At 39.7% G+C, this 21,921-nt stretch carries 15 protein-coding genes; 14 read left to right on the forward strand and 1 reads right to left on the reverse strand.

Translation table 11 applies throughout. From position 1 onward, the window contains the following. Window positions 1-242 precede the first annotated feature (242 nt). The 3 genes from GR162_RS08600 to GR162_RS08610 all read left to right on the forward strand — a co-directional run bounded on the left by GR162_RS08600 (window position 243) and on the right by GR162_RS08610 (window position 3,633). A complete protein-coding gene (locus GR162_RS08600; protein WP_160781803.1) occupies window positions 243-2,435 on the forward strand; it encodes a hypothetical protein in 2,193 nt (730 codons plus the stop codon). A 66-nt stretch (window positions 2,436-2,501) separates the two neighbouring features. Next, a complete protein-coding gene (locus tag GR162_RS08605) occupies window positions 2,502-2,801 on the forward strand; it encodes a Gfo/Idh/MocA family protein (protein ID WP_160781804.1) in 300 nt (99 codons plus the stop codon). Further along, on the forward strand, window positions 2,767-3,633 hold the full coding sequence (locus GR162_RS08610; protein ID WP_160781805.1) for a Gfo/Idh/MocA family protein: 867 nt from the start codon (window positions 2,767-2,769) through the stop codon (window positions 3,631-3,633). Before GR162_RS08605 ends, GR162_RS08610 begins: the two co-directional genes overlap by 35 nt. Before the next feature lie 94 nt (window positions 3,634-3,727). Here GR162_RS08610 and GR162_RS08615 read toward each other — a convergent pair whose 3' ends face one another. Continuing rightward, entirely contained in the window at window positions 3,728-5,014 is a 1,287-nt protein-coding gene (locus GR162_RS08615; RefSeq protein WP_160781806.1) for a hypothetical protein, read from the reverse strand. Window positions 5,015-5,392: 378 nt separating this feature from the next. On the opposite strand from GR162_RS08615, the gene GR162_RS08620 reads away from it, so the two are divergent. From GR162_RS08620 to GR162_RS08670, 11 genes are all read left to right on the forward strand, one after another. Beyond that, entirely contained in the window at window positions 5,393-7,006 is a 1,614-nt protein-coding gene (locus GR162_RS08620; RefSeq protein WP_236940353.1) for an arylsulfatase, read from the forward strand. A gap of 169 nt (window positions 7,007-7,175) precedes the next feature. Beyond that, window positions 7,176-7,991: an AraC family transcriptional regulator gene (locus GR162_RS08625; RefSeq protein WP_160781807.1), complete on the forward strand. Its 816-nt coding sequence runs from the start codon at window positions 7,176-7,178 to the stop codon at window positions 7,989-7,991. 72 nt (window positions 7,992-8,063) lie between these two features. Then, window positions 8,064-8,654, forward strand: coding sequence for an NAD(P)H-dependent oxidoreductase (locus GR162_RS08630; RefSeq protein WP_160781808.1), 591 nt, complete (start codon window positions 8,064-8,066; stop codon window positions 8,652-8,654). Beyond that, on the forward strand, window positions 8,603-9,241 hold the full coding sequence (locus GR162_RS08635) for a DUF2652 domain-containing protein (protein WP_160781809.1): 639 nt from the start codon (window positions 8,603-8,605) through the stop codon (window positions 9,239-9,241). Before GR162_RS08630 ends, GR162_RS08635 begins: the two co-directional genes overlap by 52 nt. Before the next feature lie 227 nt (window positions 9,242-9,468). Further along, a complete protein-coding gene (locus tag GR162_RS08640; RefSeq protein ID WP_008469248.1) occupies window positions 9,469-9,921 on the forward strand; it encodes an Hsp20/alpha crystallin family protein in 453 nt (150 codons plus the stop codon). Between the two features lie 80 nt (window positions 9,922-10,001). After that, a complete protein-coding gene (locus tag GR162_RS08645; protein ID WP_160781810.1) occupies window positions 10,002-11,171 on the forward strand; it encodes a cation:proton antiporter in 1,170 nt (389 codons plus the stop codon). A gap of 130 nt (window positions 11,172-11,301) precedes the next feature. Next, window positions 11,302-12,279 carry a fasciclin domain-containing protein gene (locus GR162_RS08650; protein WP_160781811.1) on the forward strand — a complete coding sequence of 326 codons (978 nt, stop codon included), beginning with the start codon at window positions 11,302-11,304 and terminating at the stop codon, window positions 12,277-12,279. Window positions 12,280-12,437: 158 nt separating this feature from the next. Next, the gene (locus tag GR162_RS08655; protein WP_160781812.1) at window positions 12,438-12,890 is read left to right on the forward strand and encodes a response regulator; all 453 of its coding nucleotides are present in this window, start codon (window positions 12,438-12,440) and stop codon (window positions 12,888-12,890) included. Window positions 12,891-12,981: 91 nt separating this feature from the next. Next, the gene (locus GR162_RS08660) at window positions 12,982-14,112 is read left to right on the forward strand and encodes a serine hydrolase (RefSeq protein ID WP_160781813.1); all 1,131 of its coding nucleotides are present in this window, start codon (window positions 12,982-12,984) and stop codon (window positions 14,110-14,112) included. Between the two features lie 390 nt (window positions 14,113-14,502). Continuing rightward, entirely contained in the window at window positions 14,503-18,198 is a 3,696-nt protein-coding gene (locus tag GR162_RS08665; protein ID WP_160781814.1) for a family 10 glycosylhydrolase, read from the forward strand. 129 nt (window positions 18,199-18,327) lie between these two features. Continuing rightward, complete coding sequence (locus GR162_RS08670; RefSeq protein ID WP_160781815.1) at window positions 18,328-21,840, forward strand: N-acetylmuramoyl-L-alanine amidase; 3,513 nt, start codon at window positions 18,328-18,330, stop codon at window positions 21,838-21,840. The last annotated feature ends 81 nt before the right edge of the window (window positions 21,841-21,921 follow it).

Consider the following 21,921-nt stretch of genomic DNA (forward strand, 5'->3'; position numbering starts at 1 on the left):
TAGTTCGCTGGTATTTAGGTATTAACGAAATTTTAGCAAGAACGGTTTTAAAATGAAACTCTTTTTTTTAAAACGTCCGCTACGCTTATGAAAAATGAAGATAAAGGAGTCTTAAACTCTGTTTATATTTTTAGAGCGAACGAAAAAGGGAGATTAAATTTATGTAAGGTTTCAGAGGTATTATATAAGCAACAGCGTCATTTATGAGACAAATTTGATTTATTAATTTAAACATTATCGATATGCTTCATCCTGTTACGCCTTGGACAGCTACTGTTCACGCAGATATTGTAAATGCCGAGTTGCTGCATGAAACCGCGCTTTTCGAATACCAACTTCAGATATATAATGCTGGAGATTCCCTATGGCTTGCCGTGCAGTGGCCTAAATCTGGAAGAATGGCATTTAGACTGGCCTTTGGCATGAACAGCAATTTTTATAAAGTTCAGGTTAAGAAGCGGGAAAATGATTTGCTAATAGAAGCTTGGACTAGACTGGGACATTATACTGTAAGGCTCTGCTTTCCAGAGGCAGATTCAGCGCTGTTTCGTTATACTACCTCATTCACAGCGGCTTTTTCTCTACTGATTCCATTCTGGCCTCGAGATATTGTGCCACTAACCTATGACGGCAGGGTAGAGAATACCTCAGGGATCATTCATTCACATCAGCAGGGCGCGCGCTCAGGGCATATCTTTTTCAGCATGACTCGACCTGAAACAGGATCGGTCTTCTATTTCCAAAATCTAAGCGCCATGTCTGCCTACTGCGAGACATCGCAGACTTCGCTTTCGGAAACAGTCGGAGGAAAGTGGCCAGAAATCGGATTTGAGTTTCCGGTAAACCTTGAAAAGCCCATTCCTGCAGGGATGGAATTTATTATCTCGGATGCTTTTGTTTTGCTTGATGAAAAGATCATGAAGGAAGAAAGTGAGACGACCTCTACATTTTTAAATCATCTTAGCACTATCTACCAGCATATCGAAAAGCCTGAACCTGTTTATCAGGACTGGCTTAGTGTAGCGGAGAAAGTGCTAGGGCAACTTCACCTCAATAAAGGATGCTGGACGATGGCCAACAGTTCGCCTTTTTTGAATGCTTATGTGTGCGATTATAAAACCCCTGCTGAAATTATGGTACAGCTGGCTGTGAAGCTGCCTCTTCACGAATATTTAGCCTGGTCTGAAAGTTCCCATCCCATGTATGATGATCTGGATATGGGACTTGAGGACTTCTATGATGAGCGTGTCAAAAGCATCGTCCGCTGGCATCCCGCTCTTGTAGACCAGCTAGACAAATCTGAAGAGCAGAAACGTGAGATGGTGATGGATTCTTGGTACCTCCATCATCCGCTTTTAAATTTGGCGCGTCTAGCCCTTAGAGGGGATAAAATTGCAGAGAAGCTCTTTCTGGATTCCGTAGATTATGCCGTAAAGACCGCACGGCATTTTGACTATAATTGGCCAGTTTTTTATAAGATGACAACCTATGAGGTAATTAAGGCAGAAACCCAGCCAGGAGAGGGAGGGGAGAAGGATGTGCCAGGCTCATATGCTCATGTGATGCTGATGGCGTACAAGCTCACAGATGAAAAGCGTTTTTTAAATGAAGCCCTGCGTGCACTTAAAAGTTTAGAAGGGCTAGGATTTGACATTTTCTATCAGGCCAATAATACAGCTTTTACCGCCGGTGCATTGGCAGAGCTCTACCTCGAAACCAATGATGAGAAGTTCCTCAAGCTGAGCTATAGCTGTATAGCTGGCCTATTTAAAAACATGCAGCTCTGGAGTTGCGGCTACGGCTATGGAAAGCATTTTCCTAGCTTCTTTTCGGTATTTCCATTAGACGATGCGCCCTATACGGCAGCTTACGAAGAGTTTGAAGTCTATGCCGCTCTTCATCATTATATGGAAGTGACACAAGGTATTGACATACTCCCCGCATTAAAAATCTTAATTCCTGAGTTCATTAAATATGCTTCAGCAAGACTTGCCTACTATTATCCGCCACTGTTGCCTCAAGACATGATTGCTCAAGAGATTAAAACAGGAGAAGTGCAGAAAGAGCTCTGGGTGCCTCTGGAAGACATTCACGATGGGTGGGAGAAATCTGGTGAAGTCGGACAGGAGGTTTATGGGGCAGGGCTCGCTTTCGGAGTGGTACCCCGACAGTATTTTAGGCTAAAGGGACTTAATGCAATAGGCTTTATCAATTATCCTGCAGTAAAGTTCCGCTTCGCAAAAAAAAAGACCACCTTTATAGTAGCTGGAAGTCCAAAGTTTAAGGCTCTAATGAAAGTCAGCGGGCTTTCCAAAACTGCCGTATCAAAAATTAAGGTAGAGGTTAAAGAGAATTCCAAATATACCGAAATTAAAGCCGTGAATGGGGATGAATTTGAATTTCCTGGTGATGCGACAGTACGAATCAGCTGGTAATTTGCTCATGCAAAAGAATAGAACATTTTTAGAACAAATGCCCGCTTGGGTTTAAATTTAAAAGATATGAAAACATATAAAGTTGGTATCATAGGCTATGGTGGATTTGGACAATTTCTACACCACTGGTGGAACAGGTTGGAGCAGATCCAGATAGTGGCTATCGCTGATACCGTGACAGGTCTTCAGCCTGAAGGTAATTGTAAGTTGTATGAGAGCTGGAAAGAGCTGCTTACAGATCCCCAAATAGATATTGTAAGTATCGTAACGCCTCCTGCGCTACATGCCGAAATGGCCTGCGCTGCGATGCAGGCCGGAAAGCACGTATTGCTTGAAAAGCCCGCTGCCCTTACTGCAGCAAGCTGAGCGCATTCTGCAGGTCGAGACAGAGACGGGAAAGATTATTACTGTTGACCATATGATCCGATATAACCCCATTATCCGCTCTTTAATACTACTTTCGGAAATGGGAGCGCTTGGAAAGCTGCGACATGTCGCTGTGCACAATTATGCGCAGGACCAAGCTCTACCTATAGAGCACTGGTTTTGGGATGAAAAAGTCTCTGGCGGTATTATGGTAGAGCACGGCGTACACTTTTTTGACATAGTAAGCGCACTTAGCCAACAGAAGCCCGTAGAGGTTTATGGCACCTCTAGTCAGCGCAATCAAAGGCAGAGAGACCGCATGTCGGCAATTGTAAAGTATGATGATGGACTCTTAGGAGAATATCATCACGCTTTTTCCGGGCCAGGTTTTTTTGAACAGACTACTCTTCATTTAGCATATGATCTTGCAAGAATTGAAATCGAAGGCTGGATGCCAATGAAAGGCACTCTAAAAGCTCTTACCAATTCTTCAACCCGAAAAGCTTTTACTTCTCTGTCAGACTGGAAAGAAATTTCAGCAGAAGCAATTGGCTGCGGTTCTGATGACTCTAGACCAGAAGGCTGGGGGGCCGCAGAGGCATTATCAGATGTGAAAGATTATGTAAAGGCTGGCGGAATATCCTATAAGGCAGACCATATAGTTTCGGGCAGTTTTGAAATTGAGAGGACTAAGGCAGAGGTGTACGGTAGATGCGTGCAGGAGCTTCTGCTAGATGTCATTGCAAAGATTGAAAACAAAGAGCATGAGCTTGCCGTTACCCTTCAAGATGGAGTCCAAGCGTTGCGAACTGCACTTCTGGCTTCAAGGTAGCTTAAGCGCAACGTTTAAAAGATGATTTTATGCTAAATAAAAAAGGAAACAGTAGTTCTGTTTCCTTTTTTATAGTGTTTTAAGATAATCACAACTATCTGCCGCTAGACGCAGTGATTTTTCCCAGCTGCAGCCTGTAATCCGGTCTTTTGCCGTTATAGATATCCACAAAGGTTTCTTTGTTATCGGTTTGAGAATAAACATTAGCGAAAATGCTGTTGCCGTACCAGTTTTCCAAATCGGAATTATCAGTATTGTTTTCTGTAAAGATGTTGCCAGTGCACTGGTTGAAAAACATCTCTTCAAATTTGATTTTTTTCAAATTATCGGCATTCACTTCAGTTTTGCTATCCAGTAGCACTGCTGGATTAAATCCTGATACAACGCTTCTTTTTAGTTCCAACGTAGTGTTTTCGCCTACATAAACCGCTTCTTTTACTAAACCAGACTGAACATCAGCTTTAATATTCTCGCTGTCATTAAGCAGGGTAAGGTTGGAAGCAGAAACGAAAGTCGATTTTTTAGTGAAGTCAGTTTCGTTTTTCTTTTCGTAAGCTTTAACCTCAAGGCATCTCGAACCATCTTTATTGCTTGAAAGGTAAGAAGATCTCACTGCAAGAGAATTGAAAAGGCGACATTGCGCTCCTTGAGTAATTTTAAAGTCATCATTGATGGATTTATAAGAAACCAACTGTGATGCATTTACATCTCCGCCATAAAAGGCAAAAGAATCGCCTCCTGAGAAGCTCACCATAATGTTTTCTAAGACTGTTTTATTTCCAGCTCCTGCAACTGTAAGGCCGTTAAAGGCATCTGCTCCCTTTACTTTTCTTCCAGCAAATTCAATACGAACATATTTTAAGATTCCTGAGGAGCTAGCAACATTGTTGCCACCATACACGGTAAGGGCAGGATCAAGATCCATGTTATAGGAGCCCACGCTTCCAAATTTATTGATAGGCGCATCACCCAAAATAACTAGGCCGCCCCAGTCACCTGCTTTTTTCATGCTGGCATTTGAGGTAAATATGATAGGGTCTGTTTCCTGACCTTCAGCCATAATTTTAGATCCTTTTGTAATAATAAGAGTGCCTTTGGTTGCGGCATCGCCAATAATTACTGTACCCGGGTCAATAGTTAAAACCGAATTATTGGTTACATATACATTGCCATGAAGAATGTATACGTTTTTTTTCATCAATTTAGTATTCTCGGTAATGTTTCCAGCCAGTATTTGGTTTGCATCTTTGGATTCGGTTTTCTGTGGTTTGAATTCTGTCCAGTTGTCCAACCAGTTTGCATATCCAATTATTCCTTTTTCTTGCTGTGCATTTGCTGCCACTGCTAGTAGTAGACAAATCGTTAAAGTAATTTTTTTCATAGTCTTGGGGCTATTGTTATTATTACATGTTTTTGGTACTCAAATAGTTTACTTGTTTTTATTTTATAGCAGATGTAAAAATGATCGCCAGTATTAAAAAACAAAAATCCCTACTTTTCGGATGACCTACTACAAATATACTAAAAAGATTAGACTCTGCGGGGCTTTGCTTATATTTAACATTTGTTGAAGCAAACTTAGCTGAGAAAAGTTTTTCAGAGGCTTTTTATCTGTTTTTGAATTACCAGAATAGGTTTCATTTTTTAATATTTGGTTTCATTTTATAAAATGAAACCAGATTGATATACGAATAGATATCCATTTAAATTTTAAGGCTTTAATTTTAGTAAGATATTAATTCCAATAAATTATAGCTCTATGAAAAAGAAAACACTATTAATGGCATTGATCAGTTTATGTGCTTTGGCATATTTAAGCTCAGAAGCTCAAACTAAAAAAAAGCCTAATATCATAATGGTTATCTCAGACGATACAGGCTGGGGAGACCTAGGAGTCTACGGAGGAGGAGTAGGTCGAGGCATGCCGACACCTAATCTCGACAGAATGGCAAAAGAAGGCATGCAATTTTGGTCATTTTACGGACAGCCAAGTTGTACCCCAGGAAGAGCCGCGATGCTTACAGGACGCATTCCGAATAGAAGCGGTATGACCACAGTTGCTTTTCAAGGACAGGGAGGCGGACTGCCTAAAGAAGAATGGACGCTGGCTTCAGTGCTTAAAAAAGCCAACTACAAAACGTATTTTTCTGGAAAATGGCACCTTGGAGAAGCAGACTATGCAATGCCTATAGCGCATGGTTTTGACAAAATGCAGAATGTGGTACTTTACCATTTGAATGCTTATACTTATGCTTTCCAGTCTTGGAATCCAGAGATGTCTCCAGAGATGCTGGAGCTTTTCAAAAAAGTAACAACAGGCATACTTGAAGGTGAAGCAGGCGGAAAAGCTAGAGAGGTTAGTAAGGTTACTGAAGAAAATATAGCTGAACTGGATATGATGATGGTAGAAAATAACTTAAAGCAGCTTGATGAATATGGAAAAAGCAAAGATCCTTTTTTTATGTGTATCAATTTTGCTAAAAACCATCAGCCAAACCTTCCTTCTAAACAGTTTGCAGGCAAATCTCCAGGTAAGAGCAAATATTCAGATGCTGTAGTAGAGATGGATTACAATGTAGGCCGTATTATGGATAAAATTCGTTCTTTGGGCATAGCAGAAAATACAATTGTCATTTATACAGTAGATAATGGCGCTTGGCAAGATGTGCATCCTGATTCTGGATATACTCCTTTTAGAGGTACCAAAGGAACAGATAGAGAAGGTGGCAGCCGCGTGCCTGCAATTGCTTGGTGGCCAGGACAGATTGAGGCAGGAAGCCAAAGTCATGATATTGTAGGCGGACTTGATCTTATGGCTACTTTTGCAAGCCTTGCTGGAGTGGAGCTTCCTAAAAAAGACAGAGCAGGTGCTGACATGGTTTTTGATAGCTATGATATGTCAAATGTATTGTTTAAAAAAGGAACGCCGCTTCGTGATAGATGGTTCTATTTTACAGAGGCCGAATTGTCCCCAGGAGCTGTACGAATAGGAAAATTCAAAGCGGTATTTAATACGCGAGGAGATAATGGTGCTATTGCAGGAAGTGACGCTCCTGGGCAGCAACTAGGCTGGAGAGGAGATGAAACCTATGTAGCAACAGTTCCCGCTATTTACAATTTGTGGCAAGATCCTCAAGAGCGTTATGATTTGTTCATGAACAGCTGGACAGAGAAAACATGGACAGCTATAATTTTTAACCAGGCCATTGCAGATCTGATGAAAACCTATGCCCAGATACCTCCAAGAGCACCTCAGAGCGAAACTTTTACAGGTGAGATGCAGATAGAGCGTTTTAGAACTATTGAGCAAGTGAAAAAAATGATGAACGAAAAGAAAACCACTCTGCCACCATTAAGCGTGGATCCAAAATAGATTGGATATAGAACTTTAACAATCAAAGAGACAGCATGCTGTCTCTTTTTATTTTTTGGCTAAAATATGTTTTCTTTAATTCATAGAAATGTTGGACTACGAAGCTCTGAAAAGAAGATCTACATTCAGCAATGCCATGATGGATTTTTTTATAATTTAGCTTCTTATAATGGGAAAGGAGAAAATTTTAAGCGGAAGAATTGCTGTTCCTGAAGAATTTCAGGAGGTATTTTCGCATTTTTATTTTGCAGAGAACAATTCGGAAGGGACGATCACACAAACACTTCTGCCTTCCTATCAGACTATTATGATCTTCATTTTTGGAGAAAAGGCTTTAATCCACACGCAGAACGATGCCAGCTTGGAAGTGGAGAAGTCTATTGTTCTGGGGCCCGTAAAAAAAGCATTTGACTATTCTCTACCCGCGGGAAGCAAAATTTTAGCAGCAAATTTTAAAGACGATGCCTTTTATCGTTTTTTTGGACCGGCGGCCATTTCAGAGAATCTACCCGTTGATTCTGATTCGTTGCTAGATGAAAACTGCTTTACTGCTCTTTGGAACAGACTTGCAGGGATTGAAGATCAAGAACGGCAGGTAGAGTGTATCCTTGAATTTTGCAGGCCTTATCTGAGAAATCGAAATCCGGTGGTCCAGCAACTAATAGAACTAAATACTACAGCTTACAGTCCCATAAAGGAAGTGGCAGGAGATAAAAACCAAACTGAGCGCGCCATACAGCTTACCCATAAAAAACATTTGGGCTATTCAGCCAAAGAGATTATGCGCTTTCAGCGTTTTCTTAAAGCTGTCCAGATCATGCAGACTATTGCAGGGAGAGCTTCAAAAGAGGATTGGTTTGAAATCATTGAGCAGTGCGGGTATTATGATCAGAGCCAGCTTATTAACGATTTTAAACATTATATAAATCTAAGCCCATCCAGATATCTTAAGCTCCAGTGCAGCATATGCAGTCCTTTCGAGTAATTTTCGTTTTCTTACAATTTTATGGTATGTGCCAAGTCTAAATTTGTCCTATCAATTTAAAATTATAGAACAATGAGACATTTAATTATTTATGCCCATCCTAATTGGGAAAGCTTGAACGGAAAATTTAAAGATGCCTTGCAAGGTTATTTGTTGCAAAAAGGCAATGAGGTTATAGTTAGAGATTTATATGAATTGCAATTTGACCCTGTACTTTCACTTCAAGATATGGAAGGCCAAAGAAAAGGCAAGGTGGAAGATGATGTAAGATTAGAGCAGGAATTCATAAGCTGGGCAGAGCACATAACGTTTATTCATCCGATATGGTGGACAGGAATGCCCGCTGTTATGAAAGGCTATATTGACCGAGTATTTAGCTATGGATTTGCTTACCGCTATGATCAGGGCGTTCAGAAGGAGCTTCTTAAGGGGAAGCAGGCTGTGATCATTAATACGCATGGCAAATCGCATGATGAATACCGTGAAATTGGAATGGATAGGGCATTAAGGCTTACTTCCGACAAAGGAATCTACAACTACTGTGGATTTGAGATCAGCCAACATTTCTTTTTTGAAAAGGCAGACCGTGTGGATGCCGAAACTGTGGAATCATGGATTACAGAAATATTGGCCTTGTACAAAAACACGGCTGTCGCATTATGAATATCTCGCATTCAGCGCAGGATATTCTGCACAGATACCGCAATGAGGCTGGAGCAATAAAAGCAGAGCAGGGACTTATTCTTATTCCAGATGTGAGTGGCTTCACCGATTTTGTCCCAAGTATATGTATCGAAGCAGGAAGCTATATTTTGCGTGAGCTTCTTATGGCTATTATGGATAGTAACCGTCTAGGAATGAAGGTTTCTGAAGTAGAAGGAGATGCTGTCCTTTTCTATAAATTTGGTCTGCCTCCTCAAATTGATCTTATTATTGAGCAGTACGAAATCATGCTGAAGAATTTTAGGGAAAAGCTGGACGCCATAGAATCCCTTATCGACAGAAAGCTTAATTTATCCCTGAAGTTGGTCGCGCATTACGGGCTTTTTGCCGAATATGCTGTGGGCGGTTTCAGTAAGCTTTATGGCAATGCAGTAGTGCAGTCGCATTGTTTGCTCAAAAATGCAATTCAGAGTAGCACTTATGTGTTGTTCACTTCTGATTTGCTGAATTGTGGTGGCTCGGATCACAGCTTTGCCTCAGAAGAAAACTATTGCTATATAGATTATAAAAATAGAAATCTTGCTTAAATTTAAATCCTGACAAATTAAACTCTTTTGTTTCAAGTGTCAGAAATTAGTAAGGCACATGGAGAAGTTTTTTTAGTTTAAAACCAAGATAAAACTGACATTTTTTCGCTTGAAAAACTGAAAAAATGTCATTTTTTTGTACTGGCACAATTTTGGTTTTTTTCTCGTCGGCACTGCTAGCCAGTGCATGTTCACAAATATTGTCTAACAATTAAAAGTAAAATGTTATGAATCTTATCAAAAGAAATGCAGACCAACGCACTGGTTTGCCTCGTATGTTTTTTGATGATGTTTTTGGCCGCGAGCTTTTCAATTGGGAAAACAGCAATTTTTCTGCAACAAGCACCACGCTGCCATCGGTAAACATCAAAGAGACAGCAGACCATTATGAAGTCGAAGTTGCCGCTCCTGGGCTAGATAAGAACGACTTCAAAGTAACCCTTGACGGAAACCTGCTCACAATTTCTTCAGAGAAAGAAAACAATCAGACTATCGAGCAAGAGAATTTTACCCGCAGGGAATTCAGCTATCAATCTTTCCAAAGAAGTTTTGAGCTACCTAAAAATGTGGTGGACGAAGAAAAAATCAGCGCCCGCTATGAAAACGGTCTTCTTTATCTGTCCATCCCTAAAAAGGAGGAAGCCAAACAGAAACCTCCAAGAAGGATTGAAATCGCGTAATTTTCAATCTGTTATTTTACCTTATTTTTAATTAAAGCTGTCCATTTGGACAGCTTTTTATCGTTTTTAAAACCAGAATTATGTCTTCACAATTATTCTCAGGGATAGCTGTGCTGTCCTGTGTTGTCTTATTTTTAATTTTATTGCTGCGTCGTTTTAGACAGCCCTATTTTACTGCATACATTATAGCAGGCATTCTTTTAGGGCCAAAACTTTTAAATGTGATTCATGATCCGGCAGTAGCTGCGGAATTAGGTGAGATAGGTATTGTGTTGCTTATGTTTTCTATCGGGGCAGAGATAGACTTGAACCATTTGAGCAGGAACTTCTATAAGCCCTTTGCAATAGTCCTTGTGCAAATTCTGATGAGTTTTTTATGCATGTACGCTTTGGGGGCGTATTTAGACTGGTCAGCCAGCAGGATTATGCTGATGTCTTTTATTATAAGCCTTAGCAGTTCGGCTATAGTGTTTCAGTATTTAGAAAAATCTGGGGAAATTAGAAGTTCATTGGGTATTATAACCTGTGGTGTGTTGCTGATGCAGGATATTCTTGTTGTTCCAATGATCCTCTCACTCAATTTCATTTCAGGTAGTAATGCATCTTTTTTTGAACTTATTAAAGTATGTGCGGGAGGCATACTAATACTACTGTTTTTAAGAGCTGCAATCAAAAAAAAGATTTTGAAGATTCCCATGAGAAGAGAAATCATTGCCGATCATGACCTGCAGGTGTTTATCGGTTTCTGCATTTGCTTTGGAATGGCTTGGGTGAGTTCTTGGTTTGGACTGTCTCCTGCTTTTGGAGCATTTGCTGCTGGAATAGTAATTGGCCAAGATAAAGCTACACGTTGGCTTGAAAAATCTTTGATTCCCTTGAGGGTTTTCTTTATGGCATTCTTTTTTCTCGCCATTGGATTACAGCTTGATTTACATTTTTTTGCTGCAAATGCAGGCACAATTATAATTGTTGCTGTAAGTGTTCTGTTAATCAGCAGCCTTATTAACAGCCTGCTTTTTAGGTTAACGGGTAGCAGCTGGAGAGATAGTATATATGCTGGTGGACTGCTGTCGCAGATAGGTGAATTCAGTTTTGTTTTGCTTACCCTTGCCGCCTCACTTGGCCTTGTCGAGGATTACATCTATCAGATCACTCTTGCAGTCATAACTTCTACCATGCTACTATCTAGTATCTGGCTTACTATAATCCGAAGGTTGATCTATACGTTGCCGCCTGTTGGAAAATCTTAATATTTAGATTTTTATGTTTTTTTTAGGAATGTTAAAATTGTATTAAATTTTATTTTGTTTAATATTTTTTGATTTTTGTTAAACAAAATTGTTGTAAATTTAATTTAGCTAATCATAAAAAAGACACACTATGAAAACTATTAAAATGAAATTCGCAGCCGCATTGGCTTTATTTGTTTTGACACTGAGTTCATGCAGCAGTGATGATAATGGTCCTTCACAGGATAATATGAGTATTTATGCAACCGCGAAAGCGAATGCCCAATTAAGTGTTTTGGCATCAGCTTTGGAAAAAGCAGGTCTTGCTAGCACATTGAGTTCTTCAGGATCTTTAACCGTATTTGCTCCAACTAACGAAGCTTTTAACGCATTTTTGTCTAAAAATGGATATGCAGATCTTAATGCAGTTCCCGTAGCTGCCTTAAAAGAAATTTTACTTAATCATGTTCTAAGCACAAAAGTTAAGTCTAATGCTATAGTAACGGGATATGTTAAAACCCTCGCAAAGGGAAGCGCCTCTACAAGTAACACCCTTAGCATGTACATAGAAAAAAATACTGCTGTGGATATTAACGGAGGAAAAGCCAATGGAGGAGCAACTGTAACCACTGCCGATATAGAGGCAACAAACGGTGTGGTACATATAGTCGATGGCGTTATCGGTCTGCCTACTATAGTGACTCATGCTATAGCAAACAAAAACTTTACTACTCTTGTGTCGGCACTAACCTATAATCCTGCTTCGGGATTTGCAGCCATGCTTTCGGGAACCACAGGTTCTCCATTTACCGTTTTCGCTCCCACAAACACTGCTTTTGCAAGTTTTTTAACGGAGACTGGATTTTCTGGACTCTCAGCCATTCCAGCGAATGTTCTGGAAACAACCTTAAAATATCATGTTGTGGCTGGTGCAAATGTCCAGTCTTCAGCATTGACTAATGGGCAGACGGTAAATACTGCCGCAAGCCAAAGTTTTACAATTAATACGGCTGGAGGAGCAAAGATAACCGATGCAAACGGAAGAATAAGCAACATCATTATTACCGATGTACAGTGCTCCAATGGTATTATTCATGCTATAGATAAGGTTCTACTGCCTAAATTGTAATTTCTGGTTTATAATTTTTTGTGGGCAATTGTTTTTAATGGCGGTTAAAAGCTTTTTTAACCGCTTTTTTTTAAAATAAATCTTGATTGGTTAGGAACTACAAGATTATTTCTGACTTGATTTATTTTGCCAGACAATAAACATCAATACGTTTTAAAATGAAAACTAGAATAATTTTACTCATTGACGATGACTGCGATGATATTGCATTTTTTAAAGAGGCATTCGCGGAGATGGGCGATCGTTTTAGGCTTATCTGTGCAGATGGCGGTGCAAAGGCCATCCAGATGCTTTACGAAATGGATAGCACCCCTGCGTTGATATTCCTTGATGCAGGCATGCCCATGATTAATGGATGGGAATGTCTGAAGCTTCTCAAAGCGGATAGCCGTTTTGCATCCTGTCCTATCATCATGGCCTCAACCGCTGCACTGCCTTCAGGTATAGAAAAAGCCCGTGATCTGGGGGCGTCAGCCTATATGATCAAACCTTGGGATTTTAAAGAATTGGTATTTATGGTTCAGTTAATTTGCGCTGGATTGGATGGAGCCATTCAAAAGAATCTTCTAGAGCTTGAGCAGGCTATGCCAAAGCATTTTTTTGTCTTTTGAGAGACGCAGGTCTGCGAGATGCAGATCGGTTTAAAAGAAGAACGGTTTCATCTTATCAAAATATATCATAACTTTCCTTAAAAATAAAGTTATGTACAGATTCTTCTTATTAGCATGTATTTTATGTATTTTTTCAGGCTGCAAATCTGTAAAAAATGATCCGATAAAAAAGGTTCTTAGCAGTAATAATAGTGCTATAAAAAAGGTTGCAGATCAACCGGAGCACTTTGAACTCCAAATTATATACACTGCTGTAAAAAGAAAAAATAACGGAAAAGTCCTTTTAAAGGATTATAAATATAATGTCGATGCTTCAAATTATTATTATCCAGCAAGCACGGTTAAACTTCCGATTGCAGTTTTAGCTTTAGAGAAGGTCAATAGCATGAAAAATGCTGATGTGAATACAGTTTTTGCTGTTGCTGATGGCGGGACGAAATTTTCCTTTGCAGATGATCTTCGCAAAGTCTTTGCCGTAAGCTCAAATGAAGCAAGCAATGACTTTTATGAGTTCATGGGGCGTGACTATATTAACAGAAAAATGAAGGAAAAGGGGTTGAAACAGGTTCGAATTTCCCATCGTCTGTCGGCTGAAAATTCAGGAGCATCGCAGACCAAAAAAATAACTTTCTACAATAATAAGGGTGAGACGGTAATCATTCCCAGAGTAAGAGATAGTGCAGTCGTACCTTTGAAACTGAATAAAATATTGAAAGGCAAGGGGTACTACGATAATGGCAGGCTCATTGGTCAGCCAATGGATTTCAGCAAAAAGAATTATCTGTCTTTGGAAACATTGCACGGCACGTTGAAAAGGGTTGTTTTTCCTGATAATTTTCCAAGAAAAAAGCGTTTCGATCTATCCGCAGAAAACAGAGAGCTTCTTCTGTATAATATGCAGAATTTACCCAGAAATGCTGGATATGATCCCAAAGAATACTACGACGGATACTGCAAGTTTTTTATGTTTGGCGATACGAAAGAAACAATTCCCGATAATATAAGGATATACAATAAAGTTGGAGATGCATACGGAACTATGATAGATTGTGCCTATATTGTTGATAAAGAGAATGATATTGAGTTTATGATTAGTGCGGTCTTGCTGGTAAATGAAGATCAGATTTTTAATGATGACACTTATGAATATGATGAAATCGGGTTGCCTTTTCTGGCAGAATTAGGACGTGCTTTTTATGAGCTAAATTTAAAAAAACTCTAGCTCTTTTGTTTTTGCGTTATTTTGCATGTTTTGTTCGTTTCGGCATTTGGGAATTTCAAATTAAAATCCATTTTATTTTGTTTCATTTTACGAATAATGTTCTACAATTTTTACCATAATTTTCCTTATTTATATTCTGTGTAAATCTAAAAAGTAGTAATTTTCTTTAATTTTTACTTTTTTTAATTTAAAATGTAAATATTTTATTAACAATTTTGAAAGTATTTTTGAAAAAGAAAAAGCATTGTGTTTGCTAGAGTTTACGCATTATTTTGTGAGTAAAAATGAATTATTTTGCATTTTTAAGTTAAAATATTAAGTATAAATGCATGTTTTTGCGTTTTTATTTATGGTACATTTACGGTTATTAACCAAAAAATTGCCAAATTTATGAATCAAAAACTACTCAATTTGTTCTTTTTAATAGTTGTAAATGGCTTTATTTTAGGTCAGGGAACTAATATAACTCCAGGCTGTTCTAATAGTGGACCTGAAATAAATGCAAGCCCGAAAGCAGATTTAAGAGGGACTTATTTAACATCAGTCTATAATTTGGACTGGCCAAGCAATAGGACTGCAACTCCTGCGGTTCAGCAAGCTGAGCTAATTGCAATCTTAGATAAATTGGTGCTTACGGGCATCAATACGGTTTATTTTCAAGTTAGACCGGAATGTGATGCTCTTTATAATTCATCAATAGAACCTTGGTCGTACTGGCTGACAGGAACGCAAGGGCTGCCACCAAATCCTATGTGGGATCCTTTAAGTTTTGCCATAACAGAATGCAGAAAACGAGGATTGGATTTGCATGCATGGCTGAATCCTTATCGTGCAAGTGTTGGCAGTTATACATTGGCGAATAATCACGTTTCTAAACTAAATCCTTCTTGGGTTTTTACAGCTTCAAATAATGCCAATCTTAAAATTTTGAATCCGGGTTTGCCAGCTGTAAAAAATTATATTATCAGTATTGTAGAAGATATTGCTTCACGATATGATATTGACGGAATTGTTTTTGACGATTATTTTTATCCGGATCAGGGTATGGCAAATAATCAGGATGCCACGACTTATGTCAATAACAATCCGACCGGAATAAGTAATATTGATGATTGGCGCCGTGATAACGTTAATCGCATGATTGCAGGTGTTTATGATGCTTTGCAGGTTATTAATGCCAATTATAATAAAAATATTGTTTTTGGAGTTGCTCCCTTTGGAATTTGGAAAAATGGAGTTCCAACTGGAATTGTTGGAAATTCTTCTTATAGCGCATTATATTGTGATCCAATAAATTGGCTTCAAAATGGTAAAGTCGATTTTATTTCGCCTCAATTGTACTGGAAAATTGGCGGCTCTCAAGATTACATCAAACTTTCTCAATGGTGGAATGATCAGGCCGCTACTTATGGCAGACATTTATATGTTAGTCAAGGGTATGATCGCTTGCCGAGTACTTCTTCTCAGAATTGGCCTGCTTCAGAGATTCAGAATCAGATCGATCAAAACCGAATTGCGGGAATGACCAATACTTTTGGACAGACTTCTTATTCAACGCGTTATATTATGAGCGACGAAAAAGGAATTGCAACAGCTTTACAAAATAATCAGTATAAGTATAAATCTTTTCCGCCTTCAATGCCATGGAAAGATAATGTTTGTCCGTTAGAACCAACAAATATTAGATTTGAAGGAAATACTCTAAAATGGGATGCTCCAGTTGCAGCTACTGATGGCGATTTGGCAATAAAATATGTAGTGTATGCATTTGGCACACAGGCCGATATTCCAAATTTTAAGCAAGATGGCACAAAAGTTTTGGACATTGTAAATGCAACTCAAATTGTATTGACTACAGCTCAATTGACTGCTCCAAATAATTATTTTCTGGTAACGGCTTTGGATAAAAATAATAACGAAAGTACTAATATTACAGGTGTTCCATATAGTAGTTTGCCGGCAGCTCCAGTAGCTTTAAGTCCGACCGAAGGAGAATTGTATGTGAGTTCTCCAGTAAATTTCTCTTGGAATTCTAGTGTTACTAATGGAGATTATCGCATTCAGGTTTCGAAATCTAATACTGGGTGGACAGAAACAAACGGATTTACGACTGCAACAGCGCCAAATGCTACGGTTGTTGTAAATGCTGTCGTAAATACAACCATGAGTTATATTTGGGATCAAGCCAATGCTGCAGTTTATGAAGCTCCAGCGGGAGGAACTACATATTATTACACCATAAGAAGTTATAGTGCTGCAACGGGAACTTCAAAGTATTCTGCTCCTGTAAGTTTTACTCCAAAAAGTGCCAATTGCACTGTGCCGGGAACAACTGTTATTACTTTAGATAATGTTGATGCAACTTTAGTAGGATCATGGACAGCAACATCTGCCACTGCAGGCTATGTTGGGGCAAATTATATTCATGATGGCGATACGGGAAAAGGAACAAAAACAGCAACTTTTACTCCAACAATTACGCAAAGAGGCAAGTATGAAGTTTTTATCAACCATACGGCTGGAACCAATCGCGCGAATAATGTTCCTGTGGATATCATTCACGAAATTGGCACAACAACCGTTCCTGTAAATCAGCAAATTAATAATGGGACGTGGGTTTCCTTAGGAACTTATAATTTCAGTGTAGGAACAAACAATAAAGTGGTAATTCGCACAACTGGCACTTCAGGCGTTGTTATTGCAGATGCTGTTCGATTTTATTTCATAGATTGTTTGCCTGATGCTACACCGCCAGTAGCCGATTTTACACCGGTGTCGGCTACAATTTGTGCAGGACAAACGGTTTCATATACGAATGCATCTACTAATGCAACTTCCTACAGTTGGTCGTTTCCAGGAGGAACTCCGAGTACGAGCACTGCTACGAATCCAGTTGTAACTTATAATACTGCAGGAACTTATAATGTTGTTTTAACCGCTACAAATGGAGCAGGTTCAAATACGAAAACATTGACGAGTGTAATTACTGTAAATCCTTCAGGAGCAGTTACAGCAGGATTTACAGCTCCTTATTCAGAATTGGCAACAGGCGAAAATATGACTTTTACCAATACTTCTACAGGCGCTACAACTTATGCATGGACCTTTCCTAATGGTTCTCCAGCAACGAGTACAGCTGCAAACCCTACAGTAAATTTTACGACAACAGGCAGTAAGACTATTACTTTGGTAGCTTCAAATGCTTGTGGTAGTAATACTTACACAATGACAATCTGCGTTGGAACAAATACCAAAACTACACTGGAAACTTTCGAAAGTTCGGCAGGAAGATTTACAAGTGTTCCTACTGCGTCAGGTTCAACTGTTGGAATTGCAACCACATCAACATTGGCAAGAGCTACAGATAGTTTTAAAAACGGGACAGCAAGCTTAAAAGCAGTTTTGTATGATAATACAACGGTAACAACAAATTGGTTAGTGCGTTTGCTTTCGGGCGGAGGTACACCTGCGAATAATCAGGCTTTTGTTGGGAATCAGGGATCTTTTGGATTTTGGATGAAAACGAGCACGGCAAATGCAGGAGCAACGGTAACGGCTTGGATTGATGATACGGATGGTTTAGAAGAATTGCCTCCACAAACAATCATCAACAATGGAGCTTGGAACTATTACGAATGGTTTTTGCCAACTGCCGTTGGAACCACTATTACTACTGGAAATGGAATCGTTGGCGGAGCATCTGTAACTTTGGATGCTATTGTAATCAAACAAAATAATACCGCGTCTACCATGACAGTTTGGATTGATGATATTCAGCACAATTATATTTCTGCTTGCTCTGGAACTAGAAAAATGTTGGATGTAGAAGAGGCTGAAGATCTTAAAGTTTCTAATGAATTAATTGTATATCCTAATCCAACCAATGGAATATTGAATTTGAAATTGGATAGCAACATAAAGTCCGATGTCAGATTATTTAATATTACAGGACAGCAATTGTTGAGCACCACTTTTGAAGGTACAGAACAACAGCTTGATTTGAACAATTTTACAAAAGGAATTTACCTTCTTCAGGTTTCAACTGATGGGAAGATAACTACTAAAAAGATCATTTTAAATAAGTAATTTTTGTTTTTAGGTTAAGACCGCCAATTCAATTGGCGGTTCTTTTTGTGCTAAAAAAATAATTTTAAAAGTGTTTTCTTATTAATAATCATAACCACGTAAACTATTTATTAACAAAAAGCAAAAAACATGAGGAAAAACAAACTTATCGATTTGCGAAACCAAATTGCTTCAATTATGGTTTTGTTTAGTATTGCAACCGGTTTGGCGCAAACGACGCCAGACTCCAAAAAACCAAGTGATGAGCAGCTCTATTCTTTGGCAGACAAATACTTGAGATCTTCTATTCAAAAAGAAGTCAAACCTGATGGAGAGGTATTTCTACAAAGAGAAATGGGCGACTATCTGGCATTAGCGAATAAAAAAAATGCAGTAACCAGCAAGCCAGATTTAGTAGAAAAACACGATGAATTAGAATGCGAGCACAATGGGGAACTTTTGAAAGAGTATCTAAATAGGCCACATCCTTCGGTTAAAACAATGGTAAAATATTTTACTGAAGCTAGTAAAGAATTTGATGTTCCTGTAGAAATTTTAATGGCAGCTGGACAAGTGCAAAGCAATTGGGCGCAAGTGTCTTCTTCTTTCTACGGATCTTGGGGAGTAATGGGATTGATTGAAAGCGATTATAATAATCAAATTGCTATAGCGGCTAAATTAATCAAATCTACTCCAGAGGCTATTAAAACGGATGCTAAAACTAATATCAGGGCAGCAGCAGCCTTATTAAAAAGTTATCAAAAAAAAACGAATCCAAAAGGATTGGAAGATTGGTTTGATGCGACACGAGAATTAACAGGTTTGAAAGATGAAGAAATGAAAACTTCATTGGCAGAACGTTTTTTTAAAGTAATAAAAGTAGGGTCCAAAACAGTTACACTTTGGAAAGAAATCATAGATATAAAAGGAAATGCAGTAACAATTCCATCAAACAAAAACTCCAAAAGTTCTACGGCAAAAATAAGCGCCGTTCAAGCAACAGCAGCGGTCGATTACCCTGATGCTTTGTCAAGAATTACCTCTTGCAATTATGGAGTTGGGCGAAATGGCTACGGTATAGATTACTACTTTGTCCATTATATGGCAACAGGCACGTATGAAGGTGCTATTTCTTATTTTAATGATTGCAGCAGAACAACACCAACTTCTGCACACTATTGTATACGCAACTCAGATGGCCAGATTTCGCAAGTTGTGCGCGAGGCTGATCGTGCTTATTCGCAAGGAGTTTCAGGATATCCGCAATGGAATGGAGCCGGAGTAAGTACAGAACACGAAGTTTTAGCAACCAATTTATCTATGTGGGACAGCCAGCCTATGCTTAATGCAGCGGCAGCTTTGGCAATTGATGTCTGCGATAGAAATGGTGTTCCGAAAACAAGACGTGTTACCAATGGTAATCGCGGAATTTATGGCCATAACGATGTAAATACGGGTACAGACTGTCCTAATCTTACAACAGCTCGCTGGAATGTTTTATTGGCAAAAATTGCTGCTGGAAGCACAACAAATGTTCCAGTCCCTACAGCTCCAACTGCAGGCCAGGTATATGTGAGCACACCGGTAAACTTTACATGGGATTCTGCAGTTTCAAATGCCGATTACCGCATTCAGGTTTCCAAATCGAATGCAGGGTGGAACGATGCGGACGGATTTACATCTGCAGCAGCGCCAAACAGCACAGTAGTGGTGAATGATGTTGTCAATACGGTAAAAACGTATTCCTGGAATGCTACAAACTCAGCAGTATCAGAATCTCCGGTAGGAGGAACGGTTTACTATTACACAATCAGAAGCTATAGCGCAGCAACGGGCACTTCAAAATATTCGGCTCCCGTGAGCTTTACTCCAAAAAGCGCCGGCTGCACATTGCCGGGCTCAACTTCGATTACGGTTGACAATCTAGCGGCGACTTTAGCAGGGGCCTGGACCTCCACTTCAGCAACTGCGGGTTATATAGGTACGGATTATATTCATGATGGCGATACTGGAAAAGGGACAAAATCGGCGACTTTCACCCCTTCAATTCCTCAAAGAGGGAAGTATGAGGTATTCATCAACTTTACGGCTGGCACAAACCGCCCGGCAAACGTTCCGGTTGATATCATTCATGAAAACGGAACAAGCACAGTTACGGTAAACCAGCAGATCAATAATGGAACTTGGGTTTCATTGGGAAGATACAATTTCAGCGCCGGCTCTGCGGGAAAAGCTGTGATCCGCACAGCTGGCACAACAGGGGTTGTCATTGCAGATGCCTTTAAATTCACCTTTATTGACTGCCTGCCTGAAAATACGGCTCCAGCAGCCAGTTTTACGCCAACAGCTGCCGCAGTTTGCGAAGGGCAAACGGTAGCCTATACCAGCACTTCTGCAAATGCAACTTCATACAGCTGGTCATTCCCGGGAGGAACGCCAAGCACAAGCACTGCCGCAAATCCAGTAGTCACTTACAGCACGGCAGGAACTTACGATGCAAGCTTGACTGCTACAAATGCAATAGGCTCTGACACTAAAACAATAACAGGATTGGTGACTGTAAATCCTGCAGCAACAGCAACTGTCGTAGCTGGATTCACAGCCCCTTTGACAGAATTGGCAATTGGAGAGAGCATAACGCTGACAAATACTTCTACAGGGGCAACTGCATACGCTTGGACTTTCCCTAACGGATCTCCTTCGGCAAGTACAGCTGCAAATCCATCGGTAAGCTTTACATCTGCAGGTTTGAAGACTGTTACCTTAGTGGCTTCAAACGCCTGCGGAAGCAATACCTACACCATGACATTTTGCGTGGGCTCAAATACTACAACAGCTTTGGAAACTTTTGAAGCTTCTGCCGGAAGATTCACGCAAGCTCCAACTACTTCAGGTTCTACGGTGGGTATTGCAGCGGCCTCTACCTTGGCAAGAGCGACAGATGGCTTTAAAACCGGAACAGCGAGCCTAAAAGCAGTTTTATACGACAATACATCAGTTGCCACGGATTGGCTGGTGCGTCTGCTTTCGGGCGGAGGAACCCCTGCAAACAATCAGGCGTTTGTCGGCAATCAGGGCTCTTTCGGCTTTTGGCTGAAGACAAGCACAGCAAATGCAGGAGCGACTGTTACGGCTTGGATTGATGATACAGATGGCTTGGAAGAACTGCCTCCGCAGACGATTATAAACAACGGAGCTTGGAATTATTACGAATGGTTTTTGCCAACTGCGGCAGGAACAACAATCACGACAGGAAACGGAACCGTTAATGGCGCTTCTGTAACTTTAGATGCGATTGTGATCAAGCAAAGCAATACGGCCAACACAATGACAGTTTGGATCGATGATATCCAGCACAATTATATTTCTGGATGTTCCGGAACCAGAAAAATGCTGGATATAGCTGATGTTGAAGAAGTAAAAATTACAAAAGGCTTGGTAGCATATCCGAATCCGACAGACGGAATCTTGAATTTGAGTTTGGAAAACAACACAAAATCTGATGTCCGATTATATAATGCTTCAGGCCAGCAATTGCTGAACACCACTTTTGAAGGGGCTGAACAGCAGCTTGATCTGAATGGCTTTGGAAGAGGGATCTATCTCCTTCAGGTTATTGCAGATGGCAAGACGATAACCAGAAAGATTATTTTAAATAAATAGTTTTAACTCGATATTTTTTAGCTGCCCAAACCCGTAAAAGAGGTTTGGGCAGTTTTTTTACTTGTTACCAATCTTAAAAAT

This window comes from Flavobacterium sp. HBTb2-11-1, from assembly GCF_009826975.1.
Classification (GTDB): domain Bacteria; phylum Bacteroidota; class Bacteroidia; order Flavobacteriales; family Flavobacteriaceae; genus Flavobacterium.

Bases quoted from the DNA above. Each gene is read 5' to 3' on its own strand.
- GR162_RS08600 (WP_160781803.1), top strand. From the start codon at position 243: ATGCTTCATCCTGTTACGCCTTGGACAGCTACTGTTCACGCAGATATT.
- GR162_RS08605 (WP_160781804.1), top strand. From the start codon at position 2,502: ATGAAAACATATAAAGTTGGTATCATAGGCTATGGTGGATTTGGACAA.
- GR162_RS08615 (WP_160781806.1), bottom strand. From the start codon at position 5,014: ATGAAAAAAATTACTTTAACGATTTGTCTACTACTAGCAGTGGCAGCA.
- GR162_RS08620 (WP_236940353.1), top strand. From the start codon at position 5,393: ATGAAAAAGAAAACACTATTAATGGCATTGATCAGTTTATGTGCTTTG.
- GR162_RS08625 (WP_160781807.1), top strand. From the start codon at position 7,176: ATGGGAAAGGAGAAAATTTTAAGCGGAAGAATTGCTGTTCCTGAAGAA.
- GR162_RS08630 (WP_160781808.1), top strand. From the start codon at position 8,064: ATGAGACATTTAATTATTTATGCCCATCCTAATTGGGAAAGCTTGAAC.
- GR162_RS08635 (WP_160781809.1), top strand. From the start codon at position 8,603: ATGGATTACAGAAATATTGGCCTTGTACAAAAACACGGCTGTCGCATT.
- GR162_RS08640 (WP_008469248.1), top strand. From the start codon at position 9,469: ATGAATCTTATCAAAAGAAATGCAGACCAACGCACTGGTTTGCCTCGT.
- GR162_RS08645 (WP_160781810.1), top strand. From the start codon at position 10,002: ATGTCTTCACAATTATTCTCAGGGATAGCTGTGCTGTCCTGTGTTGTC.
- GR162_RS08650 (WP_160781811.1), top strand. From the start codon at position 11,302: ATGAAAACTATTAAAATGAAATTCGCAGCCGCATTGGCTTTATTTGTT.
- GR162_RS08655 (WP_160781812.1), top strand. From the start codon at position 12,438: ATGAAAACTAGAATAATTTTACTCATTGACGATGACTGCGATGATATT.
- GR162_RS08660 (WP_160781813.1), top strand. From the start codon at position 12,982: ATGTACAGATTCTTCTTATTAGCATGTATTTTATGTATTTTTTCAGGC.
- GR162_RS08665 (WP_160781814.1), top strand. From the start codon at position 14,503: ATGAATCAAAAACTACTCAATTTGTTCTTTTTAATAGTTGTAAATGGC.
- GR162_RS08670 (WP_160781815.1), top strand. From the start codon at position 18,328: ATGAGGAAAAACAAACTTATCGATTTGCGAAACCAAATTGCTTCAATT.